Below are 9,893 nucleotides of genomic sequence, written 5' to 3' on the forward strand. Positions count from 1 at the left end.
GGAGGTCCATGGTACGGGGGGTGTGGGGGTTCTCCCCCCATCATGCCAAGTTACCGTGGAACTCCCGAAGGGAGGTCCATGGTCGGGGGATGAGGGGGTTCTTCCCTCATCATGTAAGTTATTCCTTCCTGAACCGCCGGATGTCGGGTTGACGATTCGGTCGTTACGTCACTTGACAAGCCTGAATCCTTCACATAGACAATGATCCTGTTGAGAAAAGGACAGAGGGTCCGATGGTTTGCCCCTGTCCGGTCCTGGCATCCCATTGTCTTTCATTCGAGGGAATAATCATGAAAAAACAGATCCTGCTCGCAGCCTTGCTGATCGCTCCCTGGACAGGTGCGCAGGCGTTCGCCGAGGGCGATGCCATGCTCGACGAGGCCCGCAAGGTGGCGATGCAACTGCCGCCGAAATTGATGGCCACCTTGCAGGATGAGATCGGCAAATCCGGTTTCGAGGGGTCGATTCCGGTGTGCAAGGAGTCGGCGCCCAAGATCGCCGGTGCGGTCTCCCAGGAGACCGGCTGGAAGATCAGACGGGTCAGCCTGAAAACCCGCAACGAGACGCGCGCCACCCCGGATGCCTGGGAGAAGGCAGCTCTCGAGGAGTTCGACAAGCGGGCCGCCGCGGGCGAACCGCCGGCCAAACTCGAGAAGGGGGAGAAGATCGGCAACGAATACCGCTATGCCAAGGCCCTGCCGGTGCAGTCGCTCTGCCTGGGGTGCCACGGCAAGGATGAGGTGACTCCGGCGGTCAAGGAGGTGTTGAGCAAGACCTATCCCAACGACCATGCCACCGGTTATGTGGAGGGTCAGATTCGCGGTGCCATCAGCATTCGCAAGGCCGTGCCCTGATCCCGACCAGGTGTGAATCACGGGGTTTCAGAGCATGGAACCCCCGTGATTCCAGCCTCACTTCGGCTTGTAGATCGTATCCGGATCCACTTCCGGCGCGCTGATGGCCCGCCAGGTTCCCGCCGCGGCCTCCAGAAAGAAACAGCTGCGCCGTCCGGTGTGACACGCCACCCCCACCTGATCCACCAGAATCAACAACGTATCCTGATCGCAATCGGTGCGGATCGATTTGACCTTCTGGATATGTCCGGAGGTCTCCCCCTTTTTCCAGAACTTCTGCCGGCTGCGCGACCAGTAACAGGCAACCCCGGTATTCAGGGTTTCCTGGAGCGAATCGCGATTCATCCAGGCCATCATCAACACCTCGCCGGTGTCGTATTGCTGGGTGATCGCCGGGATCAGACCGTTGTCGTTGAACTTCAGACCGTCGAGATTGAGCTGGAGAGCGTTCATTCGGACTCCTTCGGGAGGCGGACCTCCACGCCGTTCTCCCGCAGGTAATTCTTCACCTCCGGGATGGTGTGCTGACGAAAATGGAAGATGGAAGCGGCCAATACCGCGTCGGCATGGCCCTCGCGCAACCCTTCCAACAGGTGTTCCATGGTGCCGACGCCACCCGAGGCGATCACCGGAATGGTCACCGAGTCGGCGATGGCGCGGGTGAGATCGAGATCGTAGCCGTTTTTCGAGCCGTCGCGATCCATCGAGGTGAGAAGAATTTCTCCGGCGCCCAGCTCTTCCATGCGCGTCGCCCAGTTTACGGCGTCGAGTCCCGTGGGTTTGCGTCCGCCATGGGTGAAAATTTCCCAACGCAATGGACGCCCGGCCTCGTCGCGGGCCACGCATTTGGCGTCGATGGCCACCACGATGCACTGGGAACCGAACTGATTGGCCGCCTCGCGCACGAACTCGGGCCGGAACACGGCGGCGGTGTTGATGCCCACCTTGTCGGCGCCGGCCTTGAGCAGACGGCGGATATCCTCGTTGACCCGCACCCCGCCGCCCACGGTCAAGGGGATGAATACCTGCTCGGCGGTGCGCCGCACCACCTCGAGGATGGTGTCGCGGTTTTCATGGGAGGCGGTGATATCCAGAAAGGTGAGTTCGTCCGCGCCCTCCTCGTCATAGCGGCGCGCCGCCTCGACCGGATCCCCGGCATCGATCAGATTGACGAACTGCACCCCCTTGACGACCCGACCCTCGCGGACATCCAGACAGGGAATGATGCGTTTGGCGAGCATGCCTGAAATCTCCCTCTGTCAAGCGGCGGAAGCGTCATCCAGCCAGCGGGCGGCGGTTTGGAAATCCAGACGACCGTCGTAAATCGCCTTGCCGGTGATGATGCCGGAGATGCGCCCCCGGTTGGCGAAGGGACCGGCGTTTTCCCGGGCGTGCTGGATATCCTCCAGGCACGACACGCCGCCGGAGAGGATCACCGGAATGGTGATCGCCTCGGCCAGGGCGCGGGTGGCGGGGATGTTGGGACCGCTCAAGGCGCCATCGCGGGAGATGTCGGTGAAGATGATCTCCGCCACCCCGGCATCCTCGAAACGCCGCGCCAGATCCAGCGCGGTGATTTCGGTGGTGGACGACCACCCCTCCACCGCCACCAGTCCGTCTCGGGCATCGATGCCCACCGAGATCCGTCCCGGATGGAGCCGGCAGGCCTCGCGCACCAGTTCGGGATTCCGACAGGCGATGGTGCCGAGGATCACGATGTCGATGCCGGCGGTGAGCCATCGTTCGATGGTTTCCAGGTTGCGGATGCCGCCGCCGAGCTGCACCGGGATGGTCAGGGACTCCAGGATGGCGGCCACCGCGGCAGCGTTGACCGGTTCGCCGGCAAAGGCGCCGTTGAGATCCACCACATGCAGCCGGCGCGCGCCCAGGGATTGCCAGTGGCGCGCCATGGTCGCGGGGCTGTCGGAGTAGACCGTGGCCTGATCCATTTCGCCCTGGAACAGACGCACGCATTGACCGTTCTTTAAGTCGATGGCCGGGATGAGAATCATGATCAGGGTCTCCAGGCAACGAAGTTCTTGAGAAGTCGCAGACCGGCCTCCTGGCTTTTTTCCGGGTGGAACTGGGTGCCGAAGAGGTTGTCGCGGGCGATGGCCGCCGTGAAACGGACGCCATGGTCGCACCAGGCGGCCACATGGGCCGGGTGGTCGGCCACGCCGTGATAGGAGTGGACGAAGTAGAAATGGGTTTCGTCCGGGATGCCGTCCCAAAGCGGGTGGGCGCCGGTTTGACGCACCCGGTTCCAGCCCATGTGCGGGATTTTGAGTTTCTGGTTGGGATCGTGGGGATCGGGCATGTCGTTGGCGAAGCGGACCACCTTGCCGGATACCAGATCGAGACCGGGATGGACCCCGAATTCATGGCCCTCGCCAAAGAGGAGTTGCATGCCGACGCAGATCCCCAGAAAGGGTTTGCCGGCCTGGATGTGGTCGAGCAGGGGCGGGATCAGACCGCTCCGGTCGAGGTTGTGGCGGCAGTCGGCAAAAGCGCCCACGCCGGGCAGAACCAGGTGACCCGCGTTTTTGACATCCTCGGGGAGGCTGCTGACCCGTACCGCGCCACCCGAGACCTCGAGTGCCTTGGCCACGGAGCGCAGATTTCCGGAGCCGTAATCGATGATGGTGATCATGCGGACAATCCTGTTTCACAATGTCAGACAAGATTCTTTCAAAGAGTCTGTCTTGAGGGGACTAACCGCTGGTGCGCTGGATATCCGCGCCCAGGGCCTGGAGTTTTTCCTCGATCCGTTCGTAGCCGCGGTCGATGTGGTAGACGCGCGAGATCGTGGTGGCCCCTTCCGCGGCCAGTCCGGCCAGCACCAGCGATGCGGAGGCGCGCAGATCGGTGGCCATGACCGGCGCGCCGAGCAGATGATCGACCCCGTGGACCTCGGCGACGTTGCCATGCACGCGGATGTCGGCGCCAAGGCGTTGCAGTTCCGAGACGTGCATGAACCGGTTTTCGAACACGGTTTCGGTGATCACGCTCACCCCTTGGGCCAGACTGTCCAGCACGAGCATTTGCGCCTGGAGATCGGTCGGGAAACCGGGGTAGGGACAGGTCTCCAGGTTGACCGGGAGCAGGGGGTCCGGCGCGCTCACGCGGATGCGACCCGCATCCTGGATCTCGACCACGACACCAGACTCGCGCAGTTTCTGGATCGGGGATTCGAGGGACTCGGCATCGGCATCGGTCAAGGTGATGTCGCCATGGGTGACGGCGGCGGCCACCATGAAGGTGGCGGTTTCGATGCGGTCCGGGATGATGCGGTGTTGGGTGCCTCGCAGTTCCTCGACGCCATCGATGATGATGGTCGAAGTGCCGGCGCCCTGGATGCGCGCGCCCATTTTGTTCAGGAAAATGGCCAGATCGGTCACTTCGGGTTCGCGGGCGGCGTTTTCGAGCACGGTGCGGCCATCGGCGAGGGCCGCGGCCATCATGAGATTTTCCGTACCCGTGACCGTGACCGGATTGAGGTAGATGCGTGCCCCGCGGAGACGTTTGGCCTTGGCGCGGATGTATCCTTCGTCGAGGGTGATCTGGGCGCCCATCTTGCGCAACCCCTCGATGTGCAGGTTGACCGGTCGCGAACCGATGGCGCAACCGCCGGGCAGGGAGATTTCCGCCTGGCCGTGGCGGGCGATCAGCGGCCCCATGACGAGGATCGAGGCGCGCATGGTGCGCACCAGATCATAGGGGGCCCGGAAATTGTTGACCTGGCTGTTGTCGATCTCCACGCCGAGTTTTTCGTCGATGGTGATCGCGGAACCGTGCTGGCCGAGAAGCTCCAGCATGGTGGTGACATCCTTCAGGTGCGGGATGTTGGAGAGGTGGACGCGTTCGCCGGTGAGCAGGGTGGCGGCCAGGGCGGGCAAGGTGGCGTTTTTGGCTCCGCTGATGGGGATGGTCCCCCGCAGGGCCTGTCCGCCCCGAACGATGATCTTATCCATGGTCGCGCGCGATTTTTTAAGTTTGTTGGCAGTGGGATGAAGCCTCATGGTGTCGGGTTCGGCGCGGAGAGCGACCGTCAGGGCGCGGACCGGGCCCAAGTCATGGGCAATCCAGAACGATGGAGTATAACACCCTTGCGACGCGGGTGTCATTGTCCTTGGTGCGGATCCGGGGGGGATGGAACGATATTTTCCCGGATGGCGGGAAGATTTTTTGTTGACCCCAGGTGTGCTATTGTCATAAGATGTCGAAATAAAAGGGTAATTCATCCTTTTTTCGTCGTCAGTCCGCATGGGGCCATCAAGGAGGCGAGATCATGAAACGGGTGCTGATTCCCCTGGCCGAGGGGTTCGAGGAGGTGGAGGCCGTCACGCTGATCGACGTTCTGCGTCGCGCGGGGGTGACGGTGGTGACCGCGGGGTTGAAGGCCGGAGCGGTGAGCGGGAGTCACGGCGTGGCCGTGGTGCCGGATACGACGCTGGAGGCGGTGGTCGATGACCGCTTCGATATGATGGTGCTGCCGGGCGGTCTGCCGGGCACGACCCATCTGGACGAGGATCCCCGCGTGCATGCGCTGCTCAAGCGTCTGGAGGGGGAGGGGGGATACGTGGCGGCCATCTGCGCGGCTCCGTCGGTGCTGGCGAACGCGGGATTGTTGAGCGGCAAGCGGGCCACCAGTTATCCGACCTGCATGCCGGAGGCGTTGCTGCCGACCATGACCTATCTCGAGGAACCGGTGGTGCGCGACGGACGGGTGATCACCTCGCGCGGACCCGGCACGGCCATGGATTTCGCCCTGACCCTGAGCGAACTGCTCACCTCCAAGGTCAACCGCGACGAGGTGGAGTCGGGCCTGATGCGTCCGTGATGTTTGCGCATTAAAGAAATGGTGACCAGGGAGTCGGACTCCCTGGTTTTTCAGGCTGAGCGGTGCGGTAGGATCGCGAGCTTCCATTGTTTTGTTTCTGAATTTTCTTTACAAAATAAACGTTTGTGCAGCACAGGTGGCGACAAGAAAATATTGTCTTGACTCACAGGCGCTCTCTCTCATTATCTGGCGGTCGCCATCTCCTACACGGAAAAAATTCCTGAGGAGATGAACAACACCATTCGCAACGCTTTCTCCCATCTGGCACGGTTGCGGGATGCGCACCAGGAGTAACAGATCCGCGCGGAGGGGCAACGGGCTATCGACCACATCGAACGGGCCAATCGGGATTGTCTCAAGGCGGCCATCATTCAAGCGCATGCTGCCTTGGAAGAGTTGATTCTGGATGCGACCTTTCACCATGGCCGTTTGACGCCCGCTCTTGATACGCAGCACAGGCAACTGCGCCACGATCGAAAGCAGGCCTATATCGCCGAGACGAGCGGTGAATCCGGGCAAACCGAGAAACTGAACCAACACCTTTGTCTGATCGAATACCTGACCGAAGAAATCAAGAAACAGTACCCCGAGGCAGGCAAGCGGTTGACCCGTTTGTTGCGTTTCATGAAGCGGTGGCACCATCCAATCAGTTATGTGATCGCCGGAGTGATCGGCAGTATCCTCAGGCCTTACTTGCAACCCTTTTTTGATCGGTTTTTCTAAGCCATGCCGCCTCGATCGGGGAAATGCGACCATCCGCGAGATTTTGTTTGACTCGATCATGAAATCATGCAATAATCCCAATTTGTCAACCTTCTTGGCGGATCGTCTAACGGTAGGATAGAGGATTCTGACTCCTCCAGTCTAGGTTCGAATCCTAGTCCGCCAGCCATTTGTTTCCGCACCAGTCGCGACCCCTTCTTTAGCGTTTCTCTCGTTTTCTTCGAACATCACCAGGAGCGATCCATGGGCGAACGCGTCACCAGTCTGCTGCTCGAATGGATGGGGCAGCTGGATTACTTCGCCATTTTCGTGCTCATGGCCATGGAAAGTTCCATCTTTCCGGTTCCTTCGGAACTGGTCATGATTCCGGCGGGCTATCTGGTCTCCACGCAAAAACTCACCTGGGGCGGTTCGATCGTCGCCTCCAGCCTCGGTAGCATTGTCGGATCCCTCGGCAGTTACTATCTGGCCCTGTGGCTCGGGCGCCCCTTCATCGCCCGTTTCGGTCGCTACTTCCTGATCACCGAGAAGCACCTGTCGCAAACCGAAACCTTTTTTGCCAAACATGGTGAGATCTCCATCTTCACCGGTCGGTTCCTGCCTGGCGTGCGTCACCTCATCTCCATGCCCGCCGGCGTGGGACGCATGCGTCTTGCCCCCTTTGTTGTGTATACCCTGGTCGGCGCCACCCTCTGGAACATCATTCTGTTGGTGATGGGCTACGTGATCGGCGAGAATCAGGCCTGGGTCAAGCAGAATACCCTCTGGGTGGTTTCCAGCGCGGTCCTGTTCGCCCTGCTCTTGATCGGCGGGTATGTGGCATGGCAAAGACGCCGCGCCTGAAACGTCTGATCAAGATGGTCTGCGCGGTCTGCGCCGGCCTTCGGCAACAGCGCGTGGAGACCGCGCAGGTGACCGCCTCGCGGGCCTTGCAGCCCAACCTGATGCTCCACGAAACCGCCATGCGCGCGGCGGCCAACACCATCGTCATCACCGATGTCGCCGGACGGATTCAGTGGGTCAATCCGGCCTTCACCCGTTCGACCGGTTACACCTTCGAGGAGGCGGTCGGACGCAATCCACGTCTGCTCAAATCCGGTTTGCAGGACAAGACGTTCTATCGAGATCTGTGGAACACCATTTTGCGCGGCGAGGTGTGGCGCGGGGTGTTCATCAACAAGCGCAAGGATGGTACGCTGGCTCACGAGGAGTCCACCATCACGCCGGTCATCGATCCAAACGGTCGCATCACCCATTTCATTGCCATCAAGCTGGATGTGACCGAACGGGTGCGGGTGGAGCAGGCGTTGAAGGAGGCGACGGTCAAGGCCGAGGCGGCCAATCAGGCCAAGAGCGATTTTCTGGCCACGATGAGCCATGAGATCCGCACGCCGTTGAATGTGGTGCTCGGGGTGCTGGAGTTGCTCAAGGATGCCCATCCGGACCCCCTGAGTCAGGAAAGGCTGGAACTGGCCGGACGCTCTGGCAGGACGTTGCTCTATCTGATCAACGATATTCTCGATTATTCCAAGATCGAGGCCGATCAACTGGTGCTCGAGGAGACCCCTTTCGACCTGGCTGAACTGTTGGACGAAATGGCGTTGGCCATGATGCCTCTGGCGCATGAAAAACGGATCGCCATCGACTGTCAGTTCCCGCGAATCTTTCCTACCTCGGTCCTGGGAGATCCGAACCGGATCCGGCAGGTGTTCACCAACCTCATCGGCAATGCGATCAAGTTCACCCCACCGGGTGGGGAGATCGCCTGTCTGGGAGGGACGGTGCGGCGTTCGGAAGGGTTCATCGAATATCTGTTCGAGGTGCGGGATACCGGCATTGGCGTGCCCGAGGAGGAGCGGCAACACATCTTCGAGCGGTTCGCGCAGGCCAATTCCGCCACCACGCGCCAGTTCGGGGGGACCGGATTGGGGTTGGCGATCTGTCGCAGGTTGATCCGCCTGATGGGGGGCGACATCGAGGTGGATGACAACCCGAATGCGTCATCCGGAGCGGTATTCGTCTTCACGCTCTCGCTTCGGGAGCGGAATCCGATCACCGTGTCCCCGTCTGAAGCCAGGGAGGTGTCATGGGTGGTCGCGCATCCCCCATCCATCGACAATGCGCGCATTCTGGTGGTGGATGATCAGAGTGCCAATCTGACCGTCACTCTGGGCATGCTCGCCAAGATCGGCTGTTCACGGGAGCGTTGCGTCACGGCCACCACCGGATTGCAGGCCGTGGAGCGTTTTCAGGCCGATCCGTTCGATCTGGTGTTCATGGATTGTCAGATGCCGCTGATGGACGGCTATCAGACCACCCGTTTGATCCGCGAGTGGGAGCAGCAGAGAGAGCGGGTCGCGGTGCCGATCATCGCCCTGACCGCCGATGTCACCCAGGCGAACCGGCGCGCGGGCCGGGAGGCGGGGATGAACGATTTTCTCGCCAAGCCGGTCTCCCTGGATGAGTTGCGGCGGGTATTGCATCGTCATCTGCCGACCGTGACTGCGGTGGAGGAACGTGGGGTGTTGTCGTCCCAGACGTTGCCCCAGGTGGTTCAAGCGTTGGTGGCGTTGGGGTTGGACAGTGGCGAGATCCCGGGCATTGCCCGGTTGATTTGCGAGCAGTTTCCGGAATTGCTCGATACGTTGGAACAGGAGTTGGCCGCGGGTCGTTACGAGCAGGCCCGATCCACATCGCATGTGTTGCGCGGCTCGATGTTGCATTCGGTGTTTCCCCAGATGCAGAACGAGACGCGGCTGTTGCATGATGCGGTGCGTGCCCGTGAGTGGCCGAGTGCCCGACGGCAGTTGTCGCGGGTGCGGTCCGCATTCGAACCGATTCAATCCGAATTGTTGGCGTGGCTGGCGGCGTCGCGGACGGAGTGAATCGGACTGGGGTGGAAAAATGATCCTGCGTGAGGCTGGGCCTGGATTGGCCTGGATCGGCCTGGTCTGGCCCGGTCTGGCCCTGTCTGGCCCGGTCTGGCCCGGTCTGGCCCGGTCTGGCCCGGTCTGGCCCGGTCTGAATTTCGACTTGGATGCGCGCATCTTCCGTCCCTCCAGGGGTCTTGATTTGTTTCTGAATGGATCTTGGTTTGGGGCGTTGCCTCGAACCGGGTGTGTTTGGCCTTGCGTCTCGGGCATGGCCGTGATGGTTCCGGGCGGCGTGCTCGCGGTTGTTCTGTTTTTTTCTTGACGTCATCCAAGGAAGAGGGTATTTTTGAAGTTTGATTGCGGCGGGGTAGCTCAGTCGGTTAGAGCTGCGGATTCATAATCCGTGTGTCGGCGGTTCAAGTCCGCCCCTCGCTACCAAAAAAGTCTTTGTAGGACGGGCGGTTCCGGGTCTAGCGGAACCGCCTTTTTTGTTTCTGTCAGCCGGTGGTGTGACCGAAACGTGACCTGGCACTGATGCTGTAAAATGGTGTAAAATGGCGACTGTTTTGACAATAAGTGACGACTCTTTTGAGAATCGGAACG

At 60.9% G+C, this 9,893-nt stretch carries 10 protein-coding genes and 2 tRNA genes; 6 read left to right on the top strand and 6 right to left on the bottom strand.

All coding sequences use genetic code 11. From position 1 onward, the window contains the following. Positions 1-290 precede the first annotated feature (290 nt). On the top strand, positions 291-854 hold the full coding sequence (locus ACV4UY_RS16000) for a Tll0287-like domain-containing protein (protein ID WP_491608557.1): 564 nt from the start codon (positions 291-293) through the stop codon (positions 852-854). Between the two features lie 57 nt (positions 855-911). Here ACV4UY_RS16000 and hisI read toward each other — a convergent pair whose 3' ends face one another. The 5 genes from hisI to murA all read right to left on the bottom strand — a co-directional run bounded on the left by hisI (position 912) and on the right by murA (position 4,825). Further along, positions 912-1,307: a phosphoribosyl-AMP cyclohydrolase gene (gene hisI / locus ACV4UY_RS16005; protein ID WP_491608558.1), complete on the bottom strand. Its 396-nt coding sequence runs from the start codon at positions 1,305-1,307 to the stop codon at positions 912-914. Next, a complete protein-coding gene (hisF, locus tag ACV4UY_RS16010; protein ID WP_491608559.1) occupies positions 1,304-2,095 on the bottom strand; it encodes an imidazole glycerol phosphate synthase subunit HisF in 792 nt (263 codons plus the stop codon). Before hisF ends, hisI begins: the two co-directional genes overlap by 4 nt. An 18-nt stretch (positions 2,096-2,113) precedes the next feature. Continuing rightward, positions 2,114-2,866, bottom strand: coding sequence for a 1-(5-phosphoribosyl)-5-[(5-phosphoribosylamino)methylideneamino]imidazole-4-carboxamide isomerase (gene hisA, locus ACV4UY_RS16015; protein ID WP_491608560.1), 753 nt, complete (start codon positions 2,864-2,866; stop codon positions 2,114-2,116). Positions 2,867-2,868: 2 nt separating this feature from the next. Then, positions 2,869-3,504, bottom strand: a complete 636-nt coding sequence (hisH, locus tag ACV4UY_RS16020) for an imidazole glycerol phosphate synthase subunit HisH (protein WP_491608561.1) — start codon at positions 3,502-3,504, stop codon at positions 2,869-2,871. 61 nt (positions 3,505-3,565) lie between these two features. Further along, the gene (murA, locus tag ACV4UY_RS16025; RefSeq protein WP_491608562.1) at positions 3,566-4,825 is read right to left on the bottom strand and encodes a UDP-N-acetylglucosamine 1-carboxyvinyltransferase; all 1,260 of its coding nucleotides are present in this window, start codon (positions 4,823-4,825) and stop codon (positions 3,566-3,568) included. Positions 4,826-5,142: 317 nt separating this feature from the next. Between murA and ACV4UY_RS16030 the strand changes: the two genes are divergently transcribed. Then, on the top strand, positions 5,143-5,694 hold the full coding sequence (locus ACV4UY_RS16030) for a DJ-1 family glyoxalase III (protein ID WP_491608563.1): 552 nt from the start codon (positions 5,143-5,145) through the stop codon (positions 5,692-5,694). Positions 5,695-5,802: 108 nt separating this feature from the next. On the opposite strand, the gene ACV4UY_RS16035 is transcribed toward ACV4UY_RS16030, so the two are convergent. Then, on the bottom strand, positions 5,803-6,477 hold the full coding sequence (locus ACV4UY_RS16035) for a hypothetical protein (RefSeq protein ID WP_491608564.1): 675 nt from the start codon (positions 6,475-6,477) through the stop codon (positions 5,803-5,805). A gap of 35 nt (positions 6,478-6,512) precedes the next feature. Here ACV4UY_RS16035 and ACV4UY_RS16040 point away from each other — a divergent pair. From ACV4UY_RS16040 to ACV4UY_RS16055, 4 genes are all read left to right on the top strand, one after another. Then, positions 6,513-6,586 (top strand) — tRNA-Gln (locus tag ACV4UY_RS16040). 74 nt (positions 6,587-6,660) lie between these two features. Continuing rightward, on the top strand, positions 6,661-7,260 hold the full coding sequence (locus ACV4UY_RS16045) for a DedA family protein (RefSeq protein WP_491608565.1): 600 nt from the start codon (positions 6,661-6,663) through the stop codon (positions 7,258-7,260). Beyond that, complete coding sequence (locus ACV4UY_RS16050) at positions 7,239-9,302, top strand: ATP-binding protein (RefSeq protein ID WP_491608566.1); 2,064 nt, start codon at positions 7,239-7,241, stop codon at positions 9,300-9,302. The genes ACV4UY_RS16045 and ACV4UY_RS16050 overlap by 22 nt, the downstream gene beginning before the upstream one ends. Positions 9,303-9,651: 349 nt before the next feature. Further along, positions 9,652-9,728, top strand: a tRNA-Met gene (locus ACV4UY_RS16055). The last annotated feature ends 165 nt before the right edge of the window (positions 9,729-9,893 follow it).

This window comes from Candidatus Magnetaquiglobus sp., assembly GCF_058402785.1.